The 26,500-nt window shown below is 47.1% G+C and carries 29 protein-coding genes; 14 read left to right on the forward strand and 15 right to left on the reverse strand.

Annotation, left to right across the window (positions count from 1 at the left end; genetic code table 11):
• Positions 1–33 precede the first annotated feature (33 nt).
• Entirely contained in the window at positions 34–849 is an 816-nt protein-coding gene (gene pyrF, locus ACBP46_RS12360; RefSeq protein ID WP_371017023.1) for an orotidine-5'-phosphate decarboxylase, read from the forward strand.
• Position 850: 1 nt separating this feature from the next.
• On the opposite strand, the gene ACBP46_RS12365 is transcribed toward pyrF, so the two are convergent.
• From ACBP46_RS12365 to ribBA, 6 genes are read right to left on the reverse strand one after another with little or no spacing between them, the layout of a single operon-like run.
• Entirely contained in the window at positions 851–1,396 is a 546-nt protein-coding gene (locus ACBP46_RS12365; RefSeq protein ID WP_371017024.1) for a CinA family protein, read from the reverse strand.
• Between the two features lie 12 nt (positions 1,397–1,408).
• Complete coding sequence (locus ACBP46_RS12370; RefSeq protein ID WP_371017025.1) at positions 1,409–1,906, reverse strand: phosphatidylglycerophosphatase A family protein; 498 nt, start codon at positions 1,904–1,906, stop codon at positions 1,409–1,411.
• Positions 1,903–2,874: a thiamine-phosphate kinase gene (gene thiL, locus ACBP46_RS12375; protein WP_371017026.1), complete on the reverse strand. Its 972-nt coding sequence runs from the start codon at positions 2,872–2,874 to the stop codon at positions 1,903–1,905. Before thiL ends, ACBP46_RS12370 begins: the two co-directional genes overlap by 4 nt.
• Positions 2,875–2,883: 9 nt before the next feature.
• A complete protein-coding gene (gene nusB / locus ACBP46_RS12380; RefSeq protein WP_371017027.1) occupies positions 2,884–3,387 on the reverse strand; it encodes a transcription antitermination factor NusB in 504 nt (167 codons plus the stop codon).
• Positions 3,377–3,886: a 6,7-dimethyl-8-ribityllumazine synthase gene (ribH, locus tag ACBP46_RS12385; protein ID WP_371017028.1), complete on the reverse strand. Its 510-nt coding sequence runs from the start codon at positions 3,884–3,886 to the stop codon at positions 3,377–3,379. The genes nusB and ribH overlap by 11 nt, the downstream gene beginning before the upstream one ends.
• A gap of 19 nt (positions 3,887–3,905) precedes the next feature.
• Complete coding sequence (gene ribBA, locus ACBP46_RS12390; protein WP_371017029.1) at positions 3,906–5,060, reverse strand: bifunctional 3,4-dihydroxy-2-butanone-4-phosphate synthase/GTP cyclohydrolase II; 1,155 nt, start codon at positions 5,058–5,060, stop codon at positions 3,906–3,908.
• Between the two features lie 114 nt (positions 5,061–5,174).
• Between ribBA and ACBP46_RS12395 the strand changes: the two genes are divergently transcribed.
• Together ACBP46_RS12395 and ACBP46_RS12400 are read left to right on the forward strand one after the other, a co-directional pair.
• On the forward strand, positions 5,175–5,978 hold the full coding sequence (locus ACBP46_RS12395) for an IclR family transcriptional regulator (protein ID WP_371017030.1): 804 nt from the start codon (positions 5,175–5,177) through the stop codon (positions 5,976–5,978).
• 11 nt (positions 5,979–5,989) lie between these two features.
• On the forward strand, positions 5,990–7,498 hold the full coding sequence (locus ACBP46_RS12400; RefSeq protein WP_371017031.1) for a CYTH and CHAD domain-containing protein: 1,509 nt from the start codon (positions 5,990–5,992) through the stop codon (positions 7,496–7,498).
• A gap of 2 nt (positions 7,499–7,500) precedes the next feature.
• On the opposite strand, the gene ftsY is transcribed toward ACBP46_RS12400, so the two are convergent.
• Positions 7,501–8,514 (reverse strand): signal recognition particle-docking protein FtsY, encoded by a 1,014-nt coding sequence (ftsY, locus tag ACBP46_RS12405; protein ID WP_371017175.1) that lies wholly within the window; start codon positions 8,512–8,514, stop codon positions 7,501–7,503.
• Between the two features lie 443 nt (positions 8,515–8,957).
• Here ftsY and rsmD point away from each other — a divergent pair, with 443 nt between their 5' ends.
• From rsmD to ACBP46_RS12420, 3 genes are all read left to right on the forward strand, one after another.
• Positions 8,958–9,557 carry a 16S rRNA (guanine(966)-N(2))-methyltransferase RsmD gene (gene rsmD, locus ACBP46_RS12410; RefSeq protein WP_371017032.1) on the forward strand — a complete coding sequence of 200 codons (600 nt, stop codon included), beginning with the start codon at positions 8,958–8,960 and terminating at the stop codon, positions 9,555–9,557.
• 53 nt (positions 9,558–9,610) lie between these two features.
• Positions 9,611–10,108 carry a pantetheine-phosphate adenylyltransferase gene (coaD, locus tag ACBP46_RS12415; protein WP_371017033.1) on the forward strand — a complete coding sequence of 166 codons (498 nt, stop codon included), beginning with the start codon at positions 9,611–9,613 and terminating at the stop codon, positions 10,106–10,108.
• A gap of 68 nt (positions 10,109–10,176) precedes the next feature.
• Complete coding sequence (locus tag ACBP46_RS12420) at positions 10,177–10,431, forward strand: YfhL family 4Fe-4S dicluster ferredoxin (protein ID WP_371017034.1); 255 nt, start codon at positions 10,177–10,179, stop codon at positions 10,429–10,431.
• On the opposite strand, the gene ACBP46_RS12425 is transcribed toward ACBP46_RS12420, so the two are convergent.
• Both ACBP46_RS12425 and ACBP46_RS12430 read right to left on the reverse strand, forming a co-directional pair.
• On the reverse strand, positions 10,423–10,794 hold the full coding sequence (locus ACBP46_RS12425; protein WP_371017035.1) for an MOSC N-terminal beta barrel domain-containing protein: 372 nt from the start codon (positions 10,792–10,794) through the stop codon (positions 10,423–10,425). The two genes, ACBP46_RS12420 and ACBP46_RS12425, sit on opposite strands and share 9 nt — an antisense overlap.
• A gap of 10 nt (positions 10,795–10,804) precedes the next feature.
• Positions 10,805–13,336, reverse strand: coding sequence for an AsmA family protein (locus ACBP46_RS12430; protein ID WP_371017036.1), 2,532 nt, complete (start codon positions 13,334–13,336; stop codon positions 10,805–10,807).
• 184 nt (positions 13,337–13,520) lie between these two features.
• Here ACBP46_RS12430 and ACBP46_RS12435 point away from each other — a divergent pair, with 184 nt between their 5' ends.
• Positions 13,521–14,798 (forward strand): bifunctional O-acetylhomoserine aminocarboxypropyltransferase/cysteine synthase, encoded by a 1,278-nt coding sequence (locus tag ACBP46_RS12435; RefSeq protein ID WP_371017037.1) that lies wholly within the window; start codon positions 13,521–13,523, stop codon positions 14,796–14,798.
• A gap of 92 nt (positions 14,799–14,890) precedes the next feature.
• On the opposite strand, the gene ACBP46_RS12440 is transcribed toward ACBP46_RS12435, so the two are convergent.
• Positions 14,891–15,325, reverse strand: coding sequence for a YidB family protein (locus tag ACBP46_RS12440; RefSeq protein ID WP_371017038.1), 435 nt, complete (start codon positions 15,323–15,325; stop codon positions 14,891–14,893).
• 131 nt (positions 15,326–15,456) lie between these two features.
• Between ACBP46_RS12440 and ACBP46_RS12445 the strand changes: the two genes are divergently transcribed.
• Positions 15,457–16,197, forward strand: a complete 741-nt coding sequence (locus ACBP46_RS12445) for a flagellar brake protein (RefSeq protein WP_371017039.1) — start codon at positions 15,457–15,459, stop codon at positions 16,195–16,197.
• A gap of 2 nt (positions 16,198–16,199) precedes the next feature.
• On the opposite strand, the gene ACBP46_RS12450 is transcribed toward ACBP46_RS12445, so the two are convergent.
• On the reverse strand, positions 16,200–17,846 hold the full coding sequence (locus ACBP46_RS12450) for an ABC1 kinase family protein (protein WP_371017040.1): 1,647 nt from the start codon (positions 17,844–17,846) through the stop codon (positions 16,200–16,202).
• A 90-nt stretch (positions 17,847–17,936) separates the two neighbouring features.
• The gene (locus ACBP46_RS12455) at positions 17,937–18,440 is read right to left on the reverse strand and encodes a hypothetical protein (protein ID WP_371017041.1); all 504 of its coding nucleotides are present in this window, start codon (positions 18,438–18,440) and stop codon (positions 17,937–17,939) included.
• A gap of 518 nt (positions 18,441–18,958) precedes the next feature.
• On the opposite strand from ACBP46_RS12455, the gene ACBP46_RS12460 reads away from it, so the two are divergent.
• Entirely contained in the window at positions 18,959–19,267 is a 309-nt protein-coding gene (locus tag ACBP46_RS12460) for a hypothetical protein (protein ID WP_371017042.1), read from the forward strand.
• 19 nt (positions 19,268–19,286) lie between these two features.
• On the opposite strand, the gene ACBP46_RS12465 is transcribed toward ACBP46_RS12460, so the two are convergent.
• The gene (locus ACBP46_RS12465) at positions 19,287–20,357 is read right to left on the reverse strand and encodes an ABC transporter substrate-binding protein (RefSeq protein WP_371017043.1); all 1,071 of its coding nucleotides are present in this window, start codon (positions 20,355–20,357) and stop codon (positions 19,287–19,289) included.
• A 145-nt stretch (positions 20,358–20,502) separates the two neighbouring features.
• On the reverse strand, positions 20,503–20,679 hold the full coding sequence (locus ACBP46_RS12470) for a hypothetical protein (RefSeq protein ID WP_371017044.1): 177 nt from the start codon (positions 20,677–20,679) through the stop codon (positions 20,503–20,505).
• Positions 20,680–20,908: 229 nt separating this feature from the next.
• Between ACBP46_RS12470 and ACBP46_RS12475 the strand changes: the two genes are divergently transcribed.
• The 5 genes from ACBP46_RS12475 to ACBP46_RS12495 all read left to right on the forward strand — a co-directional run bounded on the left by ACBP46_RS12475 (position 20,909) and on the right by ACBP46_RS12495 (position 25,788).
• Complete coding sequence (locus ACBP46_RS12475) at positions 20,909–22,492, forward strand: Na/Pi cotransporter family protein (RefSeq protein WP_371017045.1); 1,584 nt, start codon at positions 20,909–20,911, stop codon at positions 22,490–22,492.
• Between the two features lie 89 nt (positions 22,493–22,581).
• Complete coding sequence (gene kynU, locus ACBP46_RS12480) at positions 22,582–23,832, forward strand: kynureninase (RefSeq protein WP_371017046.1); 1,251 nt, start codon at positions 22,582–22,584, stop codon at positions 23,830–23,832.
• A gap of 16 nt (positions 23,833–23,848) precedes the next feature.
• The gene (kynB, locus tag ACBP46_RS12485; RefSeq protein ID WP_371017047.1) at positions 23,849–24,478 is read left to right on the forward strand and encodes an arylformamidase; all 630 of its coding nucleotides are present in this window, start codon (positions 23,849–23,851) and stop codon (positions 24,476–24,478) included.
• A gap of 20 nt (positions 24,479–24,498) precedes the next feature.
• Positions 24,499–25,350, forward strand: a complete 852-nt coding sequence (gene kynA / locus ACBP46_RS12490; protein ID WP_371017048.1) for a tryptophan 2,3-dioxygenase — start codon at positions 24,499–24,501, stop codon at positions 25,348–25,350.
• A gap of 21 nt (positions 25,351–25,371) precedes the next feature.
• Positions 25,372–25,788: a RidA family protein gene (locus ACBP46_RS12495; RefSeq protein WP_371017049.1), complete on the forward strand. Its 417-nt coding sequence runs from the start codon at positions 25,372–25,374 to the stop codon at positions 25,786–25,788.
• On the opposite strand, the gene dnaQ is transcribed toward ACBP46_RS12495, so the two are convergent.
• Positions 25,785–26,498: a DNA polymerase III subunit epsilon gene (gene dnaQ, locus ACBP46_RS12500; RefSeq protein ID WP_371017050.1), complete on the reverse strand. Its 714-nt coding sequence runs from the start codon at positions 26,496–26,498 to the stop codon at positions 25,785–25,787. The genes ACBP46_RS12495 and dnaQ overlap by 4 nt on opposite strands.
• Positions 26,499–26,500: the final 2 nt, after the last annotated feature.

The raw sequence follows: 26,500 nt of genomic DNA on the forward strand, positions 1-26,500 counted from the left end.
AATAGACGCTATTACTTTAGACTCAGCCCTATTATGACTTTTACCTCTCTTTTACATACAGCGTGGACTCAGCAAAACTCATTGCTGACTTTAGGCTTAGATCCTGACCTAACTCGTTTACCTGCTTCGCTCCAAGGCTCTGCTACGGGCGTATATGATTTTTGTACCGGTATGGTAGATGCTTGTGCACCGTATGTTAGCGCGTTTAAACCGCAATTTGCTTATTTTGCTTCGATCAAAGCCGAAGATCAGCTTGAGCGTATTTGTGCCTACATTAAACAAAAACATCCTCAGCTGCCTATCATCATGGATTCAAAACGGGGTGATATTGGTTCTACAGCCCGCCATTACGCACTGGAAGCTTTTGAACGCTATGGTGCTGATGCAATCACCGTCAGCCCTTATATGGGGCATGATTCGGTTGAGCCCTATTTTGAATGGAAAGACAAAGGCGTCATTGTGTTATGCCGTACTTCTAATCCAGGTGGCTCTGATTTGCAATTTTTAGATGTGGGCGGCACCCCACTGTATTTACATGTAGCTAAATTAGTGGCTGAGAAATGGAATGCACACACAGGGCAATGCGCCCTAGTCGTTGGAGCCACTTTTCCAGATGAAATCGCCAAAGTCCGTGCGGTGGTAGGTGATTTACCTTTGTTAGTACCTGGCATAGGCGCACAAGGAGGCGACATTCCCGCTACTGTACAAGCAGGCCTTAATAGCCAAGGCGCAGGTATGATGATTAATTCATCGCGCGCTATTTTATATGCAAGCTCGGGCACCGATTGGCAAGACGCTGCGGCAAACGTTGCCAAACAAACACGCGATGCCATTAACGCAGCGCGTTAGTCTAAAACCCAGTGCGTTCTACACTGGGTTGTGGTGGCGCTAAATGAGGGGTCACCACATCAATAACTTGTGTAATGGCAAACTGCACTGCTTGCTCTCGCACGCTATCTCTATCGCCAGTAAAAACCTGCGTTAAGGCATGAGCGACAATACCTGTCTCTGTGCGTCGCGCAAAGCCAAAACACACCATACCTATGGGTTTGCCAGGGGTTGCACCGGTAGGGCCTGCTATGCCTGTAGTAGAAAGTGCCACATCAGCCTGGGCAGCCATTTCCAATGCTCCTTTAGCCATTTCCATAGCGGTCTGTTCGCTGACGGCCCCGTAGCGTTCTAAAGTGTCTATCAGCACGCCTAAGTCTTCTTGCTTAGCGCTATTGCTGTATGTGACATAACCACGCTCAAACCATGCACTAGAACCGCTAAGTGCGGTAAAAGCGGCAGCAACTAAGCCGCCTGTGCAGGATTCAGCCGTGGTGATATAGGCCTGTTGCGCCAGCAAACGTTGCGCTAAATTGTGTACAGCTTGATTAATAGAGGACGAAAACATGGCTTGTTACTCCTATAAAAAATAGGCAACCCCATACATCACAACTAAACTGTACAGAGCGGCAATAATATCATCTAGCATCACGCCAAAGCCGCCGCCTACGCGTTGATCAAACCAGCGTATAGGGGTTGGTTTGAGCACATCAAAAAATCGGAATAACACAAAGGCTAAGACTTGCATCCACCAGGTGTTAAACGGCATTGCCCATAACACTAGCCAAATAGCAACCGCCTCATCCCAGTTCATTCCACTGTGATCGGATACCCCCAGCTCGTCTCCGGTCTTTTGGCAAAGCCAGACCCCCAACACAAAGCTAACCAGCAGAAAAAGGGGAGCCAAAGATAAGGGCAGAAATTGCAAGGCGGCTAACCACACTAACCAACCCCATACCGTGCCCCATGTGCCTGGCCCTGGATAAATAACCCCAGACCCCATCCCAAAAGCCAAAAACCGCCACGGCTTGGCACATACCCAAGCAAGGCTAGGCCGTTTTATTGTTTTAACTGTCATGATAAAAAATGATCAAAGCCAGCCTGTTGAGGCAGGTTTAACTTTTGTCCCTGATGATAGACCACTAAGCCTGTCTGCTGGGTTGTGACTTGACCTATGCGACTTAATTGAATGTTGCACTGAGCCGCTAGCTCTAGGAAATACGCGCGATATGGGGCTGGAGCCGTAAAACAGAGCTGAAATACATCACCCCCCGCCAGAACGCATTGCTGCTGAAGGTGAGGATTTAGTCCTTGTAATGCCTCGTGCATGGGCAGACTGCCCCAGTCGAGTTGTGCTCCGCAGTGACTTGCAGTGAGTACATGGCCCAAATCTTGTAATAAACCATCAGATATATCGATGCCCGCATGCGCATAACCAAGCAATTGCGGTGCAAAGTGAATAGGAGGAGTGGGCTGCTCTAGAAGCGGACGGCTAGCGGCCAAACGTTGCGCATCAAGCGCTAAGGTGCCATTTAAATAGCGTAAGGCCAAATCCGGTGCCCCTAACGTACCAGTTAACCAGATATCATCCCCCACACGAGCCACGTCGCGCCGTAATGCTTGAGTTATAGGGACTTCCCCAAACACCGTTACTGTTAAGGTAATTTCGGACTGACTGCGGGTAGTGTCACCCCCTAATAAGGGACATTGGGCTTGCTGTGCTAGAGCATAAAAACCAGAACTAAATGCTTTTAACCAATTGTCTTGCACAGAGGGCAAAGCCAATGCCAGTACACAGCCTATTGGTTTTGCGCCCATTGCTGCCAAATCAGACAGATTCACAGCAAGTGCTTTATGACCAAGCTGATACGGATCTACATCGGAAAAAAAATGTCGCCCTTCGATAAGGATATCGGTGCTAACAGCAAGCTGATAACCAGGCTGCACCCCAAATACAGCGCAGTCGTCGCCTATACCTAGGTAACCCTCGGGGGCAGCTTGATTAAAATAGGTTTTAATTAAACTAAATTCACTCAAAGCTGCCATAAAAAGCCCCTAAGATCGTTTTTTTGAGCGATTAGCCTGATATTTTTTGAATTCGGCAGGACGAACCTGAGCCGCAACGCGGTCGAGCACACCATTAACGAACTTGAAGCCATCCGTACCACCGAAAGCTTTGGCTAGCTCGACGGCCTCGTTGATGGTCGCACGATAAGGCACCTCGATGTGATGCATTAATTCGTAGGTGCCGAGTAGCAGCACTGCGTGCTCTATAGGTGAGAGTTCCTCGATGCCTCGATCTACGTAAGGTTTGAACTGCTCTTGGAGCAGGGGCGAGTCGCGCATCACACCAAACAAGATGGTGCGATACCACTCGGTATCGCACGTATCAAAGCCTTTTTCACCACGAATATGGGCATCGATGGCCCCTGACTCCTGAAGCCCATCGGCACCACGAATAAGCCATGCATAGATGCCCTGCACGGCAAAAGCACGTGCGCGGTGACGAGGCGTACCGCTTAGTTCATCCTGTTCAAAATCAACAGAATTAGTTTTCATCGTCAAAATCTTCGTCCTCGTCGTCAAAATCGTCATCGCTAGGTTCAAGTAGCGATAATAAGTTAGCCATTTCAATAGCGGCTTGAGCACAATCACGGCCTTTTTCTGCGGCACGTACATTGGCTTGCTCTTCATTTTCTACAGTTAAAATGCCATTAGCAATAGGCAAACCTGTGCCAATAGACACTCGAGCAATGGCAGCCGCGCTTTCATTGCTGACCACTTCAAAGTGATAGGTTTCACCACGTACTACTGCGCCTAGGGCAATAAGAGCGTCGAACTCGGTAGTTTCAGCCATTTGAATAACGGCCACACCAACCTCTAGGGCTCCGGGTACACTGAACACCGTGATGTCTTGAGGATCCACCCCTAAGCGGATGAGCTCTTCTATACATGCCTCTTGTTGGGCTAGACCAATTTCCTCGTTAAATCGTGCGCGCACGATACCAATGTGTAGGCCTTCGCCATTTAAATCAGGTTCAACAAAATAGGGCTTCATAGGTAGACTCCAAACAAAATTAAGCGGTGGGTTCGGTCAAATAGCCCGTTACGGTAAGGGCAAAACCGGTCATACTTGGCATTTTACGAGGGCGAGCTAGCAGACGGGCTTGACCCACGTCTAGATCGCGCAATATCTGTGCACCAATACCGTAAGTGCGCAAGTCATAACGATGTTCGGAAGAGCGCGCAGGCGCTTCTGTTTGTTCTGGGCTGCGTAACGTAAATTGTTCGAAAATTTTATCTTCCGCACCCTGACAGTTTAACATTACCACCACACCTGAATCGGCTTTTGAAATGGTGGCTAACGCATCAGGAATGCTCCAGCTATGATCATCGCTATCGGCACAAAGCAAATCCAACACAGTGGTAGGCTCGTGCACACGAACTAAAGTTTCTACATCTGGGTTGATCTCACCATGCACTAAAGCTAGATGCGGCGCACCCGAAGCTAGGTCTTTATAACCAATAGCACGAAAACGTCCCCATGGTGTTGTCATGTCTCGTTCAAACAAACGCTCGACCATTGACTCATGAGCACTACGATATTGAATAAGATCGGCAATAGTACCGATTTTTAGGTTATGTTGCCGAGCAAATTCAATTAACTGTGGTAAACGCGCCATGGTTCCGTCGGCGTTTAAGATCTCACAAATGACTGCAGCAGGCGTTAAACCCGCTAGGCGAGTTAGATCACAGCCGGCTTCGGTGTGGCCTGCACGCACCAGTACCCCACCATTAGCCGCTTTAAGAGGGAAAATATGCCCAGGCTGAACTAAATCCGAAGGACGCGCATCGCGAGCTACGGCAGCACGCACGGTTTTAGCGCGATCTGCAGCAGAGATACCGGTTTCTACCCCTTCGGCGGCCTCGATAGAGACCGTAAAGTTGGTTCCAAAACGAGTGCCGTTGCGTACTGCCATTAATGGTAAGTCTAATTGTTGGCAACGCTCTTCGGTCAGAGTCAGACAAACTAAACCACGACCATGCGTGACCATGAAGTTAATGGCTTCGGGCGTGACGAACTCGGCCGCCATGATTAAATCGCCCTCGTTTTCGCGGTCTTCCTCATCAACTAGAATGACCATACGCCCAGCGCGAAGCTCGGCCACAATATCAGTAATAGGAGAAATGTCGTATCCGTCGCTGTGCGTCGTGTTTGTTTGCTGATTCATAATTGCCCTGCCAGATTAATTTAGGTCTATTTTAGCCTCTGCTACGCAATTAGGTACAATTTCTACAGTAAATACTCCACTAATTTTTTATCGCCTTTAACAAAGTCTCTTTTTATGACCACCGCCCCCCTTCTTGCCGATGCTGGACGACGTCGCATCCAGTCCGTTGAAACCGGTCATCGTCTTTTAGCTGCCTTAGTACAAGCTGCTCATCCCTTGCCTTTGGGCGAGCTTGCTGCTGCCGCTGAAATGACCTCAGCCAAAGCACACCCCTATTTGGTAAGCTTTATCAATGTAGGGCTGGTGCGTCAGGATGCCATTAGTGGTCACTATGAACTAGGGCCTTTCGCTATGCAAATGGGTTTGGTTAGTCTGCAACACTCAACCCCACTACGTACAGCGCATCCTATTGTGACCGAAACAGCGGCAGAAATAGGTCATACCTTAGCCACCGCAGTCCTTGGGTCACATGGACCTACTATTGTGCATTTATGCGAGGCCAGTTATCCCGTACACGTAAATATGCGCGCCGGCACGGTGATGTCAATGCGCTATACCGCCACCGGCCATGTGTTTGCCGCATGGCTAGCTCCCAAAGTAGCCCAGCACTATTTAGATCGTGAGTTTGCTGATACGGCGGTTTTACGTAGTACTCACCTCGATTTTCAAGAGCCCGACTTTCAAACATTACTGAGTGAAATCCGTACTCAAGGCGCAGCCCAAGCCCTTGGCAACCCATTACCTGGTATTGATGCCATTTCTGTACCTGTGTTCGATCATTCCGGTAATATTGTGCTTGCCCTAACAAGCATCGGCCCCTCTGCGGTATTTGATGTCAGCTTGAACGGTCCTATTGCCCAAGCCATTACCGCTTGTGCTCATAAAATTTCTTCAGCTTTAGGCTATAGTCCTACTTAATTATTACTACCGTGCTAGAACGCGAACTTAAACTCTATGTCCCCACAGCACAGCACGCTGCGGTGAATCAATTGATGGCGTTGATAAAAAATCAACCACCTCAGCGCTTGGCAGCGCATTATTTCGATACGGCTGAACGCGATTTGGCACGCCAGCAAGTCGCGCTGCGTCTGCGGCTTGAGGGTGACCAATGGGTGCAAACTTTAAAACTTCGAGCTCAAGACGAGCTAAGTGTGATTGAGCTAAACCACCCTCGCCCTGAACCGATCTTAGATTTAAATCTATATCAGGGAACAGTAGCAGAGACCGTATTCACCACACTCAATACACCTTTAGAAACACGCTATCAAACAGAGGTTTTACGTACGACGGCTGTACTGAACCATCAGGGCTCTGACATTGAAATTGCCTGGGACATTGGGCATATTCAGGCCAAAAACCACACCTTGCCCATCAGCGAAGTAGAGTTTGAGCTTAAATCCGGTAATATGGAAGCCATTTTTCAGCTAGGAGCCCAATGGTTAGCTGAGCTTCCATTAATAATAGAACTACGCTCTAAATCTGAGCGCGGGGACGCGCTCTATGAAAACACCTCTGCAGATAGCCCCCCCTTAAACGGCGCTGCTGCGGCACTTGCTATTGCTGGGCAGCCTTATCGTTTAGGCCAAGCTCCTGCTGTCTCTACTATTGCACTGGGCCCACTTTACCATCAATCCAGTCAGCGTTTTTTAACACAAATTATTCGTAATGCCGCCTTTTTAGCTGGGGTAGACGAAATTCAAGCTTCCGAATCACTTCAAGCGGATTACCTGACGTTGATGCGTGTAGGTATGCGTCGTTTGCGCTCATGCCGTCAGCTTTTCAAACCCTGGTTACGTAAATCAGAAAAAAAACATGCCAAATTACTGCTTAAACACTATCGCAAATTTGGACATTGGCGCGACAAAGACATGCTGTGGTTTGAATTACAGCCAAAAATTATCGCTGCGGGCTTACCTGCTGCACAAAAACTAGCGCCTCCTAAGCGAGCTAAACGCAGCCCACGCGTACTGGCCGCACGTCCCGCCTTCCAATTGTTGTTATTAGATAATTTGAAATGTCTTGTTTTGGGACAAGGCCTGAAAAAAAACGCGACTCAATTAGAAAATAATGCTCGTCTAAGACAACGTTTAGAGCAAAGCTGGACTAGTATCCAAGCTCTGTGTACACAGTTTGAAACCCTAGACCCTGTGGATAGACACAACTTACGAAACCAAATCAAACGCTTGCGCTACAACCTAGAGGCATTAGGCTATGACGAAACCACTAAACTATATGTATTTTTAGCCAAGGCTCAAGATCATTTAGGGGGGCTCTGTGATGCCTACGTAGCCCAAGATTGGTATACCGATCAAGCCGCCACCACCAAACAAAAGCAATTTGCCTTGGATTGGCTTCAACAAAAAATAAACAAGCACGAGATTAAATGCAAAAAAACGCTGGACTCATTACGAGCCCAACGTCTTATTCTGTGTCATTAAAACTAATCGCCTAGTAAAGCACCAGCAAACTCACTGGCTACAAAGGGCTGTAAATCATGCATGCCCTCGCCCACCCCAATCCAATAGACAGGTATAGGGCGCACGCCATTGCTGCCAGCAGCCACCGCAGCAAGAATCCCGCCTTTGGCTGTACCGTCAAGCTTAGTAACCACTAAACCGGTCAAGCCTACGGCAGCATCAAACGCTTTGATTTGAGCCAAGGCATTTTGCCCAGTATTGCCGTCAATAACCAATAAACACTCATGTGGAGCAGCAGCATCAGCCTTAGTAATAGCGCGCTTTACTTTTTTCAGCTCTTCCATGAGATGCAACTGCGTAGGCAAGCGACCCGCTGTATCAACCATCACTATATCTGCGCCTCGGGACTTACCCGCTGCCACGGCATTAAAAGCCACTGCACCTGGGTTGCCGCCTTCTTGGGCAATGACTTGCACATTATTGCGATTGCCCCATTCGACCAACTGCTCTCGGGCTGCAGCGCGGAAGGTATCGCCCGCTGCTAATAACACACTGGCCTGTTGCTGCTGAAAGGTATAGGCTAGTTTACCTATAGATGTGGTTTTACCGGCCCCGTTTACACCAGCAATCATTACAACTAGGGGTTGAGCTGCTTTTAATGGAAACGCTTTCTCAAGGGGTTTTAAATGCTGTGTTAAGGCCTCACGCAATGCAGTTTTGACTTCAGCCGCCTCGGTAATTTTTTCTTTGCGAACGCGAGCGCGTAGCTCTGTTAATAAGGAATCGGTTGCTTCTACCCCAGCATCCGCCATAATAAGGGCGGTTTCCAACTCTTCAAAAAGATCTTCGTCGACCTTAACGCCTACAAACAAAGTGGTTAGGCTTTGCCCAGTACGCGATAGACCTTGGCGCAGGCGCGATAACCACGACCCTTTGGTGGGTTTTTCTTGAGTTGAGGCCGCCATAGAGACAGGTTCTGGCTCTGGCTCTGGCTCTGGCTCTGGCTCTGGCTCTGGCTCTGGCTCTGGCTCTGGCAACGAGGTTAAATTTATTTCTGCCGGCTTAACACCAATTTCTGAAATGGGTTGTGCTTCTACCACATCCTCTGCTGACTCACGTTTTTTCTCAATAAAAATAGAGTCGGTGAGGGTGAGATCTGCCGTTTCAAGTAGACGCTGTTTAGGCGGCATAGGAGTAGGCTCGGCCTCGGGCGCAGCAGGGGTGGGCTCTACGTACTGCTCGTCTTTGTCTGTCTCGTGGGGTGTGACGACCGGAGTAACTGCCGGCACTACAGGAGGTACAGGAGACGAAACGGGTTCAATTGATACCGCCTCAGGGTCCGCCGTTTCTGTTGGGGCAACATCCTGTTCGCGTAGTTCGCGTTCTTGTTGTTCTTGCTCTTTTTTCGCTTTGCGTCTTTTAAAAAAACTAAACATGGCTTTACACTAAACCTAATTTGTTGGATCACGCGCTTATTGGCATGAAAAAAAATACTATTCGCATCGTGGGCGGTCAATATCGCCGCACGCCTATCCCTGTAGTCGATGCTCTCAGCTTGCGCCCTACACCCGATCGCGTACGCGAAACTTTATTTAATTGGTTGCGCTACTTTTGGGGCGATGACTTTAGTTCAAAACGTGTGCTCGACCTGTTTGCAGGAACTGGAGCCTTGGGCTTTGAAGCTGCCTCGCATGGTGTAGAGTTTGTACAAATGGTTGAAAAAAACCCCATCGCTGTTGCTGCCTTACGTGCTTTGCGTAATAAGTTACACGCTCATCAAGTTCGCATTCACCAAGGGGATGCTATGCATGTACTAGAGCGTGCAGACAAGCCCTACGACTTGGTTTTTTTAGACCCACCTTTTCATCAAGATTGGTTAGGAGCTATTTGGTCACATCTTCCTACTATTTTACAAGCAGATGCTTTAATCTATGTAGAAAGCGAAAGCCCAATTCACTTCCCACCAAACTTTAGCAGTTTACGCCAACAAAAGGCAGGACATGTTCACTTTCAACTCTTAGAGTTTGCTGTGAATACAAAAACAGACAATAATGCGGACAATACCCTCCCCATTCTGTGACACCCTCTTTAATAACAACAAGACGACAACTCAACTCTCTCTTTGAATTTATTATGATTACTGCTGTTTACCCCGGGACATTCGATCCACTGACACGAGGTCATGAAGACTTAGTTCGCCGCGCTGCGAACCTATTCGACCACCTAGTGGTCGCCGTGGCACATAGCCCAAACAAGCACCCTTTTTTCTCTGTAGAAGAACGAGTGGAAATCGCCCAAGAGGTGCTTAGCCATTACTCTAATGTAGAAGTCAAAAGCTTTGGTGGCTTATTGAAAGATTTTGTACGTGAGCAAAATGCCCGTGTAATTGTACGTGGCTTACGTGCTGTTTCTGACTTTGAATACGAGTTCCAAATGGCGGGTATGAATCGCAATTTATTGCCAGAGGTCGAAACCTTGTTTATGACTCCCTCCGAGCAATACCAGTTTATTTCTGGCACTTTTGTACGCGAGATCGCCTTGCTTGGGGGTGATGTGAGCAAGTTCGTTTTCCCCTCCGTCGAGCGCTGGCTGGTTACCAAGTCGGCTGAATATCGTAAAAACAAAGGCTAATTTCGCTTTTATGCCTAAAAGGGTTTACACTGAGATGTATCCCTTTTAGGCTTTAAGCGTTTATTATCATGGCCTTATTTATTACTGAAGAATGCATTAACTGCGATGTGTGCGAGCCGCAGTGTCCTAATACCGCTATATACATGGGGGCAGAGATCTATGAAATTAACCCTGATCTTTGTACTGAATGTGTAGGTCACCACGACGAGCCACAGTGTATTGTATTTTGCCCCGTAGAGTGCATTGAAGTCCACCCCGATCACCAAGAAAGCCAAGAGCAACTTTTGGTTAAATACGAGCGCCTGACTGGCACCTCAAGCTAAGTCTGTACCCTCTGGGTGGCCCGGGTCTTTTTTCAATAAAAGACAGGGCCGTCCTAGCACATGACTAAACCAGGTTGCAGCTAGCTGACCCTCATCAATAGCAGCTATTGTGTTTCCCTCTGGCGTTATAGCCTGCGTTCTGACACTATCGTCGTCCTCAATCACATCCAACATTAACTCTAGCCGTAACATGCCAGCAGCACGCACTTGCAACTGGCCTAGCTTGGTATGCAGCTCTATATTGGCTAAAGCTGCGCAATCCGAGGCTGTGAGCATATTTGCTTGTTCATCGGTTAAAAACCATTGATTGGCATAACAAGGGTCTAGCGACATCGTTGGTCCAAATAAAATAGGACTCACCATCTTTTTTCCTTTAGTTTTTTAATAAGCTTTTTAAGGTATCACCTAACGTTTTGAGCTCTGGGGTGGGTGCCGTTTCTTTCAAGCCAAGAGGCATACCGTTCAAATCGGGACGACCTAATAAACTAAGTAAGCCATTGTCGATGGCTTCAACAACAGAAGGCTGCTCTAAGCGCGACCACTGGACTCGCACTAGAGGCTGGCCCCATGCCCCACCAAGCCGAACGTAAAACGGATGAGAGCTAAGCTCTTGTAAGTTTTGTCTGTCTTCAGGTAATTTTTTAGGCTCTAGCTGTAATTGCACATCCATATCGAACTGTTGATTCACCGTATCGAAATATGAAGGTGACTGGGTTTTCAATGTTAAACCCTCCGCACTAAGCTGCCCCTCTTTAATTAGAGCTTGGCCTTGTTGCCACTCTAACGCTAACTGCAACGCGTTGAAAGGGGTGCGAGATTGAGCATCGGTGTGCTCATTGGGCTGCACAACTTGACCACTGAAAACATTGCGTACTGCATCGTGTGATTGCTCTAGGGTTTGCCATGCGCTCCAGCCTATTAGCTGTCCTGTACCCGCTTTAAGCATAGCTGTACCATCTAAATAAGCACGTCGCGCTAGAGGGGTGAAGCCATGAGTACTTAAATCTGCCTGAAGCTCTCCTTGGCCAGCTAAGCGTAAATGCCCACCTAATTGCTCGGTAAAAGCGGCAAGATCCATGTCTTTGACTACAGCACGAAGCTCAGCATACCCATCGCTATGACGCCAGCTCGCCTCGGCCTGTGCCGCCCCACCCCAAATCTGTGCAGTAGAGGGCTGCAAATACAAGCTTCTATCACGTTGTTCAAGTTGCATTTCGACGTTTTCGGCCTGCACTTTTCTATAGCGTAAAACATCGGCTTGTAGGTTCAGCTTTGTATGTAAGCCGGCCCAATCAAGATAACGAGGTAGCATTTTGGCATCAGAAGAGGATTTTTCCTGTGTGCTCGAGCGTTTAAGAGCTGCATCGGCTTGATGCAGCCATGGATTAAAGTCCAGCTCACTCGCTTTGACCCCAAGCTGCAATAGCCACTGCTCATCATGAGTTAAAGTAGACTGCAAGGCGGCCTGAGTATTAGCACTTTGCCATTGGCCTTCAAATGCAATGTGTTGCTCTGGTAGAGCCCATGACCCGCCCCCAGTTAACTTGGCTTGAGCGGGGTTTGGATTCAAGCTTTCATCCTCTAATACTAGGTTAGCCACCATATCTGACCACATTAGCGTTTTAGCCTGTTGTGCCCAAGTGGCTGAACTGAGTATCCCGAGTTTCCATGCGCGCTGGCTGTCTTTACCTGCTATATCCACCTGCAACTCTTGTGCTGTAAGTTGATCTATGCTGCCTTCTAGCTGTTTGCTGCGGACGTTAGCGCCAAACATTTGCTGGCCTTGGTTTTGCTTAAAAGAAAAAGCAATAGGGTCTGCGCTAACTTGGTCACTGTCTAAATTAATTTTAGGGGCATCAAGCGCCAGTTCTAGCTTGTGATCCGCCGCACCTTGGGGCACTGGCAGAAAAGCAGAGGCACGTAACTGCATTTTTTGTGTGTGCAGCTGTTGTAAATTACGCTTTAAGTTAAGTTGAGCCGCAGTTAAATTAACTTGGACTCTTTCTAGATCTAGTGTTTGATCTTGCCATTTGCCCTGTGTCACTAACTCGAGCTGACGCGCCCGTAAATCCTCGGTATGAGTTAAGACCTCTAGAGCACCACGTAGCGTGGCACTTTGTGCCATATAAGAACCCACTTTGCCCACTAAATTCATATTTATTTTTTGTGCACTGTAGCGATGCAAGTGTGGCTCAAGCTGCACTAGGGCTTGACCTTCGAGCGTAGCTTGGGCAATGGGCTGTTCACCCTGAAGATTACCTTTAAAAATCACATCAAATGGCTGTGCAAAGGTCATACGACCGGTATTGAGCTCTAGGTCTACCACCCGCATTTGGGTAGTGGTCTGTTGATCATAGAAATGAATTTCGCCCTCTTTTAGGTCCAAACCAGCAATATCAATTTGAAACTCGGCCTGAGCCGCATCTGGAACTAATGAAGAGGTTTTTGCTTGAGCAGTAGGGATAGGGCTTAGGGTTGCACTGGTTTCTTGACGCGGAGCAGCGGGCTTTTGCAGTAAGTCTGAAAAATTAAACTTACCCGCCTCATCCTGTTGCAACCAAACCTTAAACCCGCTAACTGCCACATGATCGACTACCAAGCGATTCCACAACAGCGGCCATACGGCAATGGCAAAGCGGGCACTGTCTACAGAGGCAAAGGTTGACTCACTCATGTGATCTGATAAAGACACGTGCTCTACAGCAAGGCCAATACGAGGAAATAAAGAAAGCTCGATATCCCCTTCAATGGTTAGATGACGTTGGTAACGCTCGTAGACAAGCTGCTCAACTTTATTTTTATACGCATTTGGGTCAAATGTTAGTAAAAAAACCGCTGCACCTACCAGCGCAACGATTACAAAGACCACTAAAGTGAATAACCCTCGTTTAAACCATTTTTTCATCTAGGTATCAAATCCTAAAACAGCTACTATATAAGCATCTTAGATGCTTAGGTGAACAAGTAAAAGAGCAGCAGCACTTGCTCCATTTACATATAACTAAAAATGCACATTCATAGTTTATATTGCTCTGCAGTATTTAAACCTTCAATGTGCATACTTTTCAATCTCTACTCTTACTATTGCCATGAAATTTGAAACTTTAGCCGTTCATGCTGGCTATCAGCCTGATCCGACCACAAAGGCGGTAGCCGTACCTATTTATCAGACCACTTCCTATGCGTTCGACAACACTCAGCATGGCGCTGATCTGTTTGATCTTAAAGTGCCTGGCAACATATACACGCGAATTATGAACCCAACCAATGCGGTACTCGAAGAGCGTGTTGCCGCTCTAGAGGGTGGGGTCGCCGCTTTAGCCGTCGCCTCTGGAATGGCGGCAATCACTTATGCTATCCAAACCATTGCACAAGCTGGTGACAACATTGTTTCGGTAAGTAAGCTTTATGGGGGTACCTATAACCTATTTGCTCACTCCTTGCCGCGTCAAGGCATTGAGGTGAAATTTGCACCCCATGATGATATAGCTGCTTTAGAAGCCTTGATTGACGATAAAACACGAGCCGTTTTCTGCGAAACGATTGGTAACCCCTCTGGCAATATTATTGACCTTAAAGCCTTATGCGCTGCAGCGGAGCGTCATGGTGTGCCTGTTATTGTAGACAATACCGTCGCCTCGCCTGCTTTATGTCGTCCCTTCGAGCATGGTGCAGCCATTGTGGTGCACTCACTAACCAAATACATGGGCGGTCATGGTACTACTATTGCAGGCGCAGTGGTGGACTCTGGCAAGTTTGATTGGGTCAAACATAAACAGCGTTTCCCTATTCTCAATGAGCCCGACCCATCCTATCACGGCGTAGTCTACACCGAAGCCTTTGGTCCAGCTGCGTTTATTGGGCGTTGTCGTGTAGCACCATTACGTAACACAGGGGCAGCACTATCACCCTTTAATGCATTCCAAATTCTACAAGGCATAGAAACACTCGCTTTACGGATGGAGCGCCATACCGAAAACGCCCTGAAAGTGGCCGAATACTTGGAAAAACACCCCAGTGTAAATTGGGTCCAATATGCGGGTCTAAGCTCTCATGCCGACCACGAACTAGCTAAAACCTATTTCGATGGTAAGCCAGCTGCTATTTTAAGCTTTGGTATTAAAGGCGGGCTCGAAGCAGGGGCAAAATTTATTGACGCACTACAGCTTATTTTGCGTTTGGTAAATATAGGAGACACCAAATCTTTGGCTTGTCATCCAGCCACCACTACCCATCGTCAGCTCAATGAGCAAGAGCTAGAAAAAGCAGGTGTCAGCCTAGACATGGTGCGCCTATCGATTGGTATCGAACATATTGATGATATTTTGGCTGATATTGAACAAGCCCTACAAGCCAGTCAATCCTAATTAAAAAAGCCTCTTTAACCCTAACCCCCCAGCCAACTAGCTGTATACCTAATTGGCTGGGGGGCAATTCATGAATAAACCAGCGCTATTTTTTATTTTTTTGTTAATAAGCCTAGTACAGTTGTTATTAACGAATTAGTGTCTAGTTTTTCAGGAATATTCGTTTCTGAAATAATGCCCTTTTTAGCTAACGTATTAATTAATAAGGGTAATAATTGCACCAAATACTGCACAACTAGCTGTTGATTTAATCCACTTTTAACAGCTAAATCGTTAATGAGTGATGCACCCATCGCATGCTCTAACTGCTTGGGCTGCACAGCCATGGGCTCAGCCTGTTGATTCATCCATGATTTCAATACCGTTTCTAAGCCTCCTTGTTTGAATTGCTCAAACAGCGCGGGTAGACCACCAGGATGCTGATTAGTGACTTGTAATAGTGCTGTTAATAGACTGGCTTGATCTTGTTTTTTTTGATCGCCCCCTAAAGAGGCTGCCATGGATAGCATAGAATTTAAAAAACTCATTCGAGGCTCTTGTAAAAAATGTTAAAAATAATACTTAGGCGTTTGCCCTAGTGTAAAAGATAGGCACGCTTATCTAAACAAGGTAAAATTAAAAATAAATTTGTTACTTTATTTTTCAATTCCATTCCGCTATGTCGCAAAACCTAGATCCTACTAGCTACGATCCTTATCGTATCGACTCCTTGCCCGAGGTCGATAAGATTTTGCGACAGCTCCTTGACCAAGGGGTACTCTTGCGTATGCATAGCGGCAATCCCCAACACGCCGTCATTACTACTTTAATCGATTTAGACTTCACTAACGACACCATTATTATTGATAGCGCCGCTCAGCAAACAATTAACGCCCAGTTAGTCGCTAGCGAAACAGCTTTTTTTGATGCGCTCCTTGATAGCGTAAGCATTAAGTTCCAAGTCTCCGCTCTGTATAGCACTGTATTCGAAGACCGCCCCGCCTTAGCCGGCCCTTTGCCCGCTTTTTTATACCGTATTCAGCGTCGAGAAAATTTTAGGGTTCGCCCTACCTTCGAGAGCGCAGCCCAATGCACTATTTATCTAGACGATCAAAGTCATCTGTTTGATGTTTATGACATCAGCGCAAGCGGGGTAGCACTTATTGATCCTGACGAGCGACTGACCCAGCTCGTTCACTCCACCTTAGAAGGGTGTGAATTACATCTACCTCAGATTGGGCGGGCCAAAGTGAATTTACATCTGATTCGCAGCCAAAACCAAATTCTTTATGCTGGCAAAAAACTACCTTTGGTGGGTTGCGCTTTTAGCAACACCGAGGCCACACAGCTCATCCGCATCCGAAACTTCATTCTGAGTGAAGAGCGCAAGCAAATTGCACGAGATCGTGGTTTGGCCTAGGTTTACTTGGGTTTAAATAACCAAAACGCCAACAACACACAACCCGCTACCGTAGCCACTAGACCAAACCAAGCAAATAACGGAATACCTAATACCGTAGGCCCGTACTCAAATAAGCGGGGCGCTAATCCCAGCACAAAAGCCGCTGTCACTGATGCCACACAGAGACGAATAGCCGATAGCTCAAAGATCTGCACAAGTCGATCTAATTGCCGCAGCTCCATGTCTACACCTACCCGTCCATGGCGCAAGCGATGCAAAATCAAACGCACAGCATTGGGAATTTCATCGCTGAGTTCGTACAGCTCGGCGGTCACATGCATAGCGCGCTCTTTAACGGCACCCACTGAGTAATACGCTTGAACTTGTTCTCGAACCATGGGTTCAGCCAAACGAACCACATCTAATTGTGGATCCACCTGAGTGAGCACACCATCAGCCGTAATAAAAGTTTTAAACAATAAACTTAAATCAGCGGGTAATGTAATTTTCTGCTCTCGGGCTAAGGCCATAAAATCCATTAACGCTTGGCTAATGCGTAAACGACCCACACTGTGTTGCGCCAAAAAGCGCTCTACCGCTAAATCAATTTGACTGGGATCAGCATCGTACTGGGCAGACCATGCCAATAACATGCCTGTTACTCGATCACTACGCCCTTCAAGTAAAGCCTGAAAAATGGCAAGCAGTTGTGTTTTACGCCGCGTCGACACATGACCAACCAACCCAAAATCAATAAAGCCTATTTGGTTATCGGGCAAAGCTAACAGGTTCCCTGGATGAGGGTCAGCATGAAAAATGCCGTCTTGAAATATCATTTGTAAAACAGCTAAGGTGCCGCGCTGAGCAATGATTTTAGGATCAATATCATAACGCGCTAATTCGGCTGGACGTGTGACGTTTACGCCCGCGATAAAGTCCTGCACCAAAAGACGTTCTGAGGTCCAAGCCCAGTAAATGCGGGGAAATACAATATGAGGATTGCCAACAAAACCTGCTGCGACCTGTTCGCAATTGTGGCCTTCACGTACAAAATCCAGCTCATCTCGCATAGCACTCGCCAAATAGCTCACCATGCTTTCCGGTTTAAAACGAGCCCACTCAGGACTGGCTTGCTCAAGCAATGCTGCTAAGTGACCTAATAAGCGCAAATCTGCTTCTATTTTAGGACGCAGCCGAGGTCTGCGTACTTTTAGTACCACCTCTTGGCCCGTTTTAAGGGTGGCTCTATATATTTGTGCCATTGAAGCCGCAGCAATGGGTTCAGGGTTAAATCCCGCAAAGAGCTCGTAAGGGCTAGCTCCTAAGTCCTCTGTTAACTGGGGCTCGATGTCCTCCCAAGCTACTGGAGCTACGTGGTTATGAAGCTTTTCTAATTCTCTGGTCCACTCGGGGCCCAGCAAATCATGGCGTGTTGCTAGAATTTGCCCTAGTTTGACATAGGTAGGCCCTAACGCTTCGATGGCGTGGCGTAAGCGCTCTGGAACAGATTTATTTTTATGGGCTAATTCAATCTGTTTTTGGCTTGGTAACAAAGTATGCAGCCCCAGCTGTGCCACCAAACCATCTACCCCAAAGCTAATTAAAACCCCAGCGACTTCAATTAAGCGGGCACGGTCGCGGGCAGCAACAAACGCAGTTTCAAGCATTAAGTCCTCCTGTGATGCCTAAAGCATAGCCCAATTTACGCAATAGCCTGCGGCTAGACGTAAAAAAAGCAGCCCGTAGGCTGCGTTGGCTTATTCGTAGTGCTCATCCAAAATACTACCAAATGCCTGTTCTGCTGTCATTCCGCTACGCATCATCGCACTGATGTCGTCGGAATAGTATTGAATATCATCCGGCAACCAGTCGCGATTCTCGCGGAAGTAGTTGTATTTATCTACTTCAATTTGCTCGGGTTGGGCTTGTTTACGGGCTCGTGTACCAGCACTCTTGCGAGCACGGGGCGCAGCCACCGGTGCCAACATAGCCTGTTGAACTTGCTCTGTAGAAAACTCAGCGGACAACTGATCACTTATATTGCCATTTTCATTGAGGCTATGCAGTAAATGCTTGCCATCAAAGCCCATCTTATAACCGCGGTGGTTGATAACCTGATAAATCGGCATTTTGGCATGACCAGGCAACTCAAACTGAACTGCTACGCCATACGCCTGCATTTTTTCTAGCACTTCTTTCAAATAATCTACTGACAACGATGAAAGCTCACCGTTCCAACGTTTAGCTCGTCTTGTAGTCAAAATATATACACCCAAAAATCTATTGTCTAACTTTGCTGTAGTACAGCGGCTAGATATTGTAAACGCTAGAGCTCGCTTTGTTGATGTTTTTATCCCAAGGGCTAGGAATGTGACGTTTTCCCCTCTAGGAACCAATAAATTTGTTGGTCTCAAAACACACCTTAGACAGGCTGAGGTTGACTCAACTGCCATGATTTTCTTTGTTTTTAAACTCACAAACGGTTTAAGCAGATCAAACCAAACAGAAAAATGACACCTTGCCCTTTTCCGCCCTAAACGACGCGGCTTTTCGCGCATTTTGCTAAGCACAACAGTCTGCGCTTATTGTGCTGCTTTTCGATTTATAGATGTTTTAAGTGTATAATATGCCTATCTTTTTTCATCAGATAGGTTTAACCGTGGCTACAGACGAAAGCAGTCAAACTCGTACCGCGCGTATCGCCTTTTAATCTTTCTCACACCACTTGTGTGTGTTGTGTTGCGATACGCTCTTTAGTATTCTGCCCAAAGGAACTACTATGCGTTTCGCTCAGTTTTTACGCTGCCTTAGTGGTAGCTCGCACCCCAAACATTCTCTTGCCCCATATCGCTTAACCATCGTGGGCTCAAGCCATGCCATCCAAAGCATGAAATCACCTGTTTACCAATACTTGCTTCAATCAGGGGTCTCGGTGTCTAAAGCCCACAGCACACTCGGGCACGAGGGGCAAAATCGCTATACATCGCTCACCATACATGGCACAGCGCAACGCGTTTTGCCTCTGTCGCAATTAGCCCAAGAACTCGGTCAAAAAGAAGGCATTCATCGCGTGCACCTAGATAGTTAACCACGGCTCACGCTTTTTCTTAGTCAGCAAATTGAACCGGATCCACAAGCAGTTGCTTTAACTTTTCAGCACCAGGGTCGTTTTGATAGAACATCACAAATAAATGACGCATTTTTTCCAGCAGCACATGTTCATTTTCTTTGTGAATCCATGCAGAAAGCCATAACGCGCCCAGCAAACGGTTGATGCTGGGCGGCACGTCTATCCACCCAAAGGGCACACTAGGTACAAATAAGACCTGCTTATTACGCACAGCAGGTACATCCTGCCACAAAGAGTCTTGATAAACGTTTTGGTAAAACTGTTTGTCTTGGGTCAGTATTAGCTCGGGGTTCCAGGCCAGAACCTGCTCCATAGACACCTGCGTCAAACCATCACTATCGCTGCCTTCGACAACATTCGTAGCACCGACTAATCGAATTATTTCACTGTGTATGGACTGTTCCGACGCTGTTTCTAAGCCTGTAGCCGAATGTGCTAAATAAATACGAGGCGCTTTAAATGAAGAGCTTTCGCGTTTCGCTTTGACATAATCCAACACACCTTGGGCTGCCTGAGCCAGCTGCTGTCCATGACGCTGTTGCCCCAGCAACGCCCCTACTATTTCTAGTTGCTCTGGTGTATCTTCAATACGCCCTTCTATTAAAATATAGGGAATGCCTGTTTTTTCAGAGAACTCTTTAGCTAGTGATGCGTAATGCTCATTCACCTCGCCTACATCTACAATCACATCAGGATGTAATGCCATTAATTGCTCTGAAGAAATTGTACTCCCACGCCCTGCTAAGCTTCCTACTACAGGCAACTGACGGCTGGTTTCAGAAAGCCATTGCTTGCTAGTTTCTGGAAGAGGAAAAGACCAACCCAGCAACTGAGCCGGTGCAACGCTATTTAACATCACGGCAGCCGAAGCTCGCGCCGCAAATATGCGTTTAACTTCAACGGGTTCGGGTAACTGACCAAAAACATGAAATAATGGGGAAGTGACATGAGGCTGCGTCAATGCTTGAGCTACTACCACAGAAGGTACCCAGCCCCCTGACAGCAACATTGAACAACCCAATGCTTTTAATAAAGCACGACGGTTCATAATAAGCCTTTAAAAACAATAGCTAGCCCCAGCAAACCAGATACGGCAGCCCGAGGGTAACCTTCTTTGTACTCGTAATTTTTGTCTCCTAGATTACGCACCCCTGCTTCAATTGACAAGTTATCTAGAGGAGAACAAATTGTTTTTAAAGCCAACACAGCAAAACCGCCAGTTTTGGTGTTATGTGTTTGTCCTTGAGACCTAGAGATTTAATAAACTCATCTACGCGTTCATTGGCTTCTGCCCCAGCACCAATCACTAGAGTGCCTAACTCGAACCCGCTGCTGGCCTGTGCATTGCCTAAAACTAGCACTACCGCCATAATGGTCGATACGCCTAAAGTAGCCCTCTAAGAATAAAAAAGTCGCGACCTACGGGTGCAGGCCACGACTAAACCCCTGACTGCAGGGCAACCAATAATAAGACGGTAGAACTTATTATCGGCATACAATCGCTATGTTACTACATACATAGCGATGTGAAATAAACTATCAACAATAATGCAACAATTCACTTATTTTTCTCGTCCGTAGACGCTTTTGGAATCACCTATGATTGATGTGCTGTTCCCTTTTCTTGGGGGGGTGGGCCTGTTTTTAATTGGCATGATGCTGCTTTCTCGTGGTTTGGTCGCTTTTTCAGGCCAAACGTTACGTAAAGCATTGATTCGTTTTACAGGAACTCCTCTTAAAGCCTATAGTTCTGGCGCAGTTTTAACCGCAATGATGCAGTCCTCCACCGCCACTACCGTTACTTTAATCGGTTTTGTGAGTGCAGGGCTCGTGTCTTTTAACCATGCGGTAGGCGTCGTAATGGGGGCTAGCCTAGGAAACACAGCGGCTAGTTGGGTGGTTTCAGGTATTGCACTAAAAGTTAACCTTAGCTTTTATACCTTACCGCTCATAGGAATCGGTGCTATTTGCAAACTGCTTTCTAAAGGCCGAACTGCTGATCTGGGTATGGCGATGGCAGGTTTTGGTGTGATGTTTTTAGGTTTGCGTACACTACAAGACGCCATGACGGGTTTAACAGGCCAGTTTGACTTAGCTGCCTTACCCGTAGGTGGCCTAGGTGCCCATTTAATTATTATGTTGATTGGCTTGGCTATGACCGCCTTGCTGCAGTCGTCAACCGCCGCCATTGCCACTACTCTGACTGCTGTGCATGCCGGTGCGATCAGCTTAGACCAAGCGGGTTCGGTAATTGTCGGGGCCGCCATTGGCACTACTATTACAAGTGCTCTAGTCACCATTGGCTCTACCAATGCTGCAAAACGCACAGCCCTAGCCCATGTATTGTTTAATTTAGTCACGGGGCTTATTGCTATTATTTTACTACCCGCTTATTTATATTTACTGCATAAAGTCACACGGTATTTCAGTATTAGCCCCGGTGCTGTCAGTTTGGCTCTGTTTCACTCCCTGTTTATTTTATTAGGCTCAATACTTTTTTTCCCTTTTATTGACCGCTTCGCCTCATTAGTAGAGCGACTGCTACCAGAAAAACAAGACGATCTTACACCGCACTTAGACAGCAGTTTACTTAATATGCCTGAGCTTGCTCTGGATGCATCCCAACGCACCTTAGTACAGCTTACTGAACAAATTATGGAAATTCATCAGGCTTTAGTTAGCAACAGTGGGCCTGTACCTCTGAGTCTTTTACAGCAAAAAAACAAAGCTCTGGAAAGCACCTTTGATTTTGTGACTCGCATTCAAGTCGACACCGATGACACCAAACTGAATCACATTCAAGTAGCTCAATTACACGCCATTGACCACCTGATTCGATTGGCGGCACGTCAATATTATTTTATTGATGAATCGCATCAAATTAACCAACGCGCTTTTGAAGAAGGCGTTGTGGTGGCCTTAGAGCAATTGCGTTTGTTAGAGTCGGGGCTAAGCCATCAAACTCCCCAAGACTGGGTGAAAAAGCTCAAAACCCAATCTAAAAGTCTTAAAGATATCTCTAACGAAGCCCGTACCAGCCTACTACAAGCTCCTGGGCAAACCGCATCAAATCGCGCCATTTTATTGGAAACGGATAATTACCGTTGGCTAGAGCGCAACGCGCATCATATTTGGCGCATCGGCTTTTATTTAGAACAAGCACAGCAACCTCAAGGGCGTTAACTCTACGCATAAACAGCAATAGCCATTCCCCCTAAAGCTTTAGATAATAAATATATACTTTACAAGCATGTATTTTTTCTAAGGCTTTTATGATTACTGAAGCATATTGCACAAAGCTAGATCAAAGTGATGAGCTGGCTCCCTTGCGTAACCTATTCGCATTACCTCCTAATACGATTTATCTTGATGGCAACTCGCTTGGCGCGCAGCCTCGTGCCGCGCTGGAACAAGCCCAGCATATTATTCGTCACGAATGGGGCCATGATCTTATCCAAAGCTGGAATAAAGCCGGTTGGTTTAACCGCCCTTTAAGCATTGGAAACGAGCTGGCCCCGTTAATTGGTGCCAAGCCCAACGAAGTGGCGGTTACAGACTCCACCTCGGTAAATTTATTTAAAGCCGCTGCCGCAGCTTTACATCACCAACGCTCACAAGATGTCAGCGCACAGCGTCGTGTTATTGTCACCGAACGCAGTAACTTCCCAACAGATATTTACATACTCGAAGGCTTAAAGCATTTCCTGAATGATGGTTACGAGCTACGTTTGGTAGATCATCCCGATCAACTCAACACTGCTATTGACCAAAACGTAGCTTTGGTTTTGTTAACGCACGTTAACTACCGAACCGGTTATATGCTTGATATGGCTAGCATCACTGCTCACGCACATCAACAGGGTGCCCTTATTATCTGGGACCTCTGTCATTCTGTTGGGGCGGTGCCGGTTGACTTACATGCTGCTAATGCAGATTTTGCTGTGGGTTGTACGTATAAATATTTGAACGGTGGCCCAGGGGCTCCCGCTTTTATTTGGGTGCCTGAAAAACACCAAGCCCATTTTACCCAGCCCTTAACAGGTTGGTGGGCACATCAGTCACCCTTTGAAATGCAAACCCGTTTTCAGGGGGCTGGCGATATTCGTGCGGCCTTATGCGGTACTCAACCCATTATTTCCTTATCCTTAGTCTCTGCAGGCCTAGCGATATTTAAGCAAACCACTATGGAAAAAATCCGTGCTAAATCGCTTGCTCTTACCGATCTCTTTATTCAGCTTATCGAAGAGCAATGCCCTGCACACCCACTGCAGTTGGAAACCCCACGCGCTCATGCCCAGCGAGGCAGCCAAGTCAGTATTGCACACCCTCATGGTTATGCCGTCATCCAAGCACTAATAGAACGGGGGGTGATTGGCGATTACCGCGAACCGCATATTATGCGTTTTGGGTTTACTCCTCTTTATACGTCGTTTTCTGATGTATGGCGTGCGGTGGCGACTCTAAAAGACATACTGGATCATCAACGTTACGACACATCCTTAGAAAAAAATGCAGTGACCTAAATCCAGGAGTCTAATTATGAGCCAAACGCTTTGGGATATTTCCCCCCCTATTAGTCACCACAGCCCTGTTTTCCCCGGTGACACCCCTTATAGCCAGCAATGGACATGGACTTTAAACGAGCAATGCCCAGTCAATGTCAGCAGCCTTAGTATGTCACCCCATGTAGGTGCTCATGCCGATGCGCCTCTGCACTATGCAGCCAACCAAGCCAGCGCAGGGGAAATGGGGCTTGAACCTTTTCTAGGGCCGTGCCGAGTCATTCATGTATTGGGTTGTACAGACTTAATTCGCCCCCAAGACATCGAACATGCCCTCTTTGATATACCCCCGCGGGTTCTTGTCCGTACTTATGCAACCGCTCCGCCCATGCATTGGCAAGACCAGTTCGCTGCTTATGCCCCCGAGACCATTGATCTGTTGCATGCCTCGGGTGTGCAGTTAATTGGCATTGATACGCCTAGCATTGACCCCGCAACCAGCAAACAACTTGAAAGCCATCAGCGTATTTTGCATTACGATATGCGCGTACTTGAAAACCTGGTCTTAACCGAGGTTGATGCTGGTGACTACGAGCTAATTGCTCTTCCATTGAAGCTAATTGAAGCCGACGCCAGCCCTGTACGTGCCATTTTGCGTAGTCTTTAATCTTTTACCGAGTTGTATTTATGAGTTCCACACCTAAAAAACCAGAAGATATCGTCCATGCTGAAGGCGCTCAGCTCGATTTTTCCAAGGACATGACTTACGGCAGTTATTTGCATCTGGATGAAATCCTCACTGCACAACATCCTTTGTCCCCTAACCATAATGAGATGCTGTTTATTATTCAGCATCAGACCAGTGAGCTCTGGATGAAGCTCATGCTGCATGAAATGCAAGCTGCGGTAGAGCACTTACGCCAAGACGAGCTGCCCACGGTATTCAAAATGCTAGCCCGTGTTAGTCGTATTATGGAACAGTTGGTGCATGCGTGGACGGTATTAGCAACAATGACTCCCCCCGAGTACAGCGCGCTACGTCCCTATCTCGCCCGCTCTAGTGGCTTTCAAAGCTATCAGTACCGACAAATTGAATTTATGTTGGGAAATAAAAACGCAGCCATGCTTAAACCACATGCCCACCGCGCCGATCTTTATGAAACGGTAAAGCACGTTTATGAAAGCCCGTCTTTATATGACGAAACGTTGCGTTATATGCAGCGCCAAGGTCTAACTATTCCCGCTGACTACTTAGAACGTGATTGGACACAACCCTATCAGGCTAATGCCGCAGTCCAAGCCGCCTGGTTAGTGGCTTATAAAGACCCTCAAAAATACTGGGATATCTACCAAATGGGTGAAAAGCTCACCGATATTGAAGACGCGTTTCGTCAATGGCGTTTCCGTCACCTGACTACGGTAGAACGTATTATTGGTTTTAAACGTGGCACTGGCGGCACCTCTGGTGTGGACTACCTAAGCAAAATGCTGGATGTGGTCTTATTCCCCGAGCTTTGGAGCCTGCGTACCGAGCTCTAATTTTTTAGGCAGAGACAAACTATGACGCATAAAATTACGCCCATTAACCCCCCACAGCTTTACAACTCAATCTCGTTCGGCTTTTCACATGCTGTAGTGCAAAACGGGGGCCAGACCCTACACTTAGCAGGCCAAGTGGCATGGGATGCTCACTACGAGCTACAAGGGGGCGACTCTATCTTGGGGCAGGCACCGTATGTTTTGGCAAATCTTAAAGCCGTACTTGCTGAAGTAGGAGCTACGCCAGCCCATATCGTGCGCTTGCGTACCTATTTGGTGAACCATACCACCGAAGATGTCATAAAACTAAGCGCATTGCTTAACGATTTCTACGAGGGCCACACCCCTGCAGCCAATACCTTGCTAGGGGTTAGTCAATTAGCGTTGCCTGACTTTCGTATTGAAATAGAAGCAACAGCAGTACTGCCCGAGCGTTAAGATTTTTGCTCTAAGGTCGTCCATAAGGTGGGGGCCTTATTGCTTGCGCTTAAAGCATCTAAATAGCGCTGGTGTTCCTGTATATCGTGCTCGTCAGCATAAATGACGGGCAGCGCGCTAGCATCGAAGCTTAGGTGTTCGGTATCGCTGGTCTGATTTTCATTGCTACTGCCAAAGCTCATAAGTAGGCTTTCTTGGCCGCGAGTCATGGCTAACCAGACATCGGCCAGCAGCTCCGAGTCAAGTAAGGCTCCGTGCAGTACGCGGTGCTCGTTAGAAATGCCGTATCGATCACATAACGCATCTAAGTTATTACGCTTTCCCGGGTGTATCTCTCGAGCATGCACCAATGAATCCGTAATCTTACCGCAGTAATCGGTAAACGGTTTGTAGCCAAATCGGACGAACTCCGCATTCAGAAACTTGGTATCAAAGGGCGCATTATGAATAATCACCTCGGCCCCAGATACGTATTCAATAATTTGATCGATAACCTCTTCCACAGGGGGGTAATCGGCTAAGAACTGAGTCGTTAAACCATGCACTGCTAACGCCTCGGGGTCAGAGTCGCGGCCTGGGTTCACATATAAATGCAAATGACTACCAGTTAACTGGCGATTAGCGATTTCTACCCCTGCAATTTCCACCAAACGATGACCATCATCAGGATCTAAACCGGTGGTTTCTGTATCTAAAACAATTTGTCGCATAA

Origin of the sequence: Paenalcaligenes hominis (assembly GCF_041359055.1) — a bacterium.
Classification (GTDB): Bacteria; Pseudomonadota; Gammaproteobacteria; order Burkholderiales; family Burkholderiaceae_B; genus Paenalcaligenes; species Paenalcaligenes hominis_A.

What these genes read in the sequence shown, in the direction of transcription:
- pyrF (WP_371017023.1), top strand. Translation starts at nt 34, where the DNA reads ATGACTTTTACCTCTCTTTTACATACAGCGTGGACTCAGCAAAACTCA.
- ACBP46_RS12365 (WP_371017024.1), bottom strand. Translation starts at nt 1,396, where the DNA reads ATGTTTTCGTCCTCTATTAATCAAGCTGTACACAATTTAGCGCAACGT.
- ACBP46_RS12370 (WP_371017025.1), bottom strand. Translation starts at nt 1,906, where the DNA reads ATGACAGTTAAAACAATAAAACGGCCTAGCCTTGCTTGGGTATGTGCC.
- thiL (WP_371017026.1), bottom strand. Translation starts at nt 2,874, where the DNA reads ATGGCAGCTTTGAGTGAATTTAGTTTAATTAAAACCTATTTTAATCAA.
- nusB (WP_371017027.1), bottom strand. Translation starts at nt 3,387, where the DNA reads ATGAAAACTAATTCTGTTGATTTTGAACAGGATGAACTAAGCGGTACG.
- ribH (WP_371017028.1), bottom strand. Translation starts at nt 3,886, where the DNA reads ATGAAGCCCTATTTTGTTGAACCTGATTTAAATGGCGAAGGCCTACAC.
- ribBA (WP_371017029.1), bottom strand. Translation starts at nt 5,060, where the DNA reads ATGAATCAGCAAACAAACACGACGCACAGCGACGGATACGACATTTCT.
- ACBP46_RS12395 (WP_371017030.1), top strand. Translation starts at nt 5,175, where the DNA reads ATGACCACCGCCCCCCTTCTTGCCGATGCTGGACGACGTCGCATCCAG.
- rsmD (WP_371017032.1), top strand. Translation starts at nt 8,958, where the DNA reads ATGAAAAAAAATACTATTCGCATCGTGGGCGGTCAATATCGCCGCACG.
- coaD (WP_371017033.1), top strand. Translation starts at nt 9,611, where the DNA reads ATGATTACTGCTGTTTACCCCGGGACATTCGATCCACTGACACGAGGT.
- ACBP46_RS12420 (WP_371017034.1), top strand. Translation starts at nt 10,177, where the DNA reads ATGGCCTTATTTATTACTGAAGAATGCATTAACTGCGATGTGTGCGAG.
- ACBP46_RS12425 (WP_371017035.1), bottom strand. Translation starts at nt 10,794, where the DNA reads ATGGTGAGTCCTATTTTATTTGGACCAACGATGTCGCTAGACCCTTGT.
- ACBP46_RS12430 (WP_371017036.1), bottom strand. Translation starts at nt 13,336, where the DNA reads ATGAAAAAATGGTTTAAACGAGGGTTATTCACTTTAGTGGTCTTTGTA.
- ACBP46_RS12435 (WP_371017037.1), top strand. Translation starts at nt 13,521, where the DNA reads ATGAAATTTGAAACTTTAGCCGTTCATGCTGGCTATCAGCCTGATCCG.
- ACBP46_RS12440 (WP_371017038.1), bottom strand. Translation starts at nt 15,325, where the DNA reads ATGAGTTTTTTAAATTCTATGCTATCCATGGCAGCCTCTTTAGGGGGC.
- ACBP46_RS12445 (WP_371017039.1), top strand. Translation starts at nt 15,457, where the DNA reads ATGTCGCAAAACCTAGATCCTACTAGCTACGATCCTTATCGTATCGAC.
- ACBP46_RS12450 (WP_371017040.1), bottom strand. Translation starts at nt 17,846, where the DNA reads ATGCTTGAAACTGCGTTTGTTGCTGCCCGCGACCGTGCCCGCTTAATT.
- ACBP46_RS12460 (WP_371017042.1), top strand. Translation starts at nt 18,959, where the DNA reads ATGCGTTTCGCTCAGTTTTTACGCTGCCTTAGTGGTAGCTCGCACCCC.
- ACBP46_RS12465 (WP_371017043.1), bottom strand. Translation starts at nt 20,357, where the DNA reads ATGAACCGTCGTGCTTTATTAAAAGCATTGGGTTGTTCAATGTTGCTG.
- ACBP46_RS12470 (WP_371017044.1), bottom strand. Translation starts at nt 20,679, where the DNA reads ATGGCGGTAGTGCTAGTTTTAGGCAATGCACAGGCCAGCAGCGGGTTC.
- ACBP46_RS12475 (WP_371017045.1), top strand. Translation starts at nt 20,909, where the DNA reads ATGATTGATGTGCTGTTCCCTTTTCTTGGGGGGGTGGGCCTGTTTTTA.
- kynU (WP_371017046.1), top strand. Translation starts at nt 22,582, where the DNA reads ATGATTACTGAAGCATATTGCACAAAGCTAGATCAAAGTGATGAGCTG.
- kynB (WP_371017047.1), top strand. Translation starts at nt 23,849, where the DNA reads ATGAGCCAAACGCTTTGGGATATTTCCCCCCCTATTAGTCACCACAGC.
- kynA (WP_371017048.1), top strand. Translation starts at nt 24,499, where the DNA reads ATGAGTTCCACACCTAAAAAACCAGAAGATATCGTCCATGCTGAAGGC.
- ACBP46_RS12495 (WP_371017049.1), top strand. Translation starts at nt 25,372, where the DNA reads ATGACGCATAAAATTACGCCCATTAACCCCCCACAGCTTTACAACTCA.
- dnaQ (WP_371017050.1), bottom strand. Translation starts at nt 26,498, where the DNA reads ATGCGACAAATTGTTTTAGATACAGAAACCACCGGTTTAGATCCTGAT.